This window comes from Pseudomonas sp. 2822-15 (assembly GCF_002742515.1).
In the GTDB taxonomy this organism is placed as follows: Bacteria; Pseudomonadota; Gammaproteobacteria; order Pseudomonadales; family Pseudomonadaceae; genus Aquipseudomonas; species Aquipseudomonas salomonii.
In genome coordinates this window covers 1-228 of record NZ_LJRY01000446.1, presented here as the reverse complement: position 1 = coordinate 228, position 228 = coordinate 1, and the positions used below count along the sequence as shown (strand labels likewise).

The following is a 228-nucleotide window of genomic DNA, read 5'->3' as shown; positions in this document are numbered from 1 at the left end:
CTGCAAAACAGCCTCCTGGCCATCTTAAAACTGGAACATTAATTTTTTTCAAAGCCTCCACTACATCATTACGAATACCTTTCGTATGAGGAATATTGGAATCTTCACCTACCCAGAAACCTTCATAAACACATCTACCAAGGTGCTCTGAAAAATGACCGTATATATTTTTGTTAATCTTACCTTTTTCAATATCAGTATTAATTATCACTTTGTTCGCCATAACTA

At 34.6% G+C, this 228-nt stretch carries 1 pseudogene; it reads right to left on the bottom strand.

Features of this window, described 5'->3' with window-relative positions:
- A pseudogene (locus AOA59_RS33015) lies at positions 1-211 on the bottom strand (alpha-N-arabinofuranosidase); the annotation flags it as partial.
- Positions 212-228 lie beyond the last annotated feature (17 nt).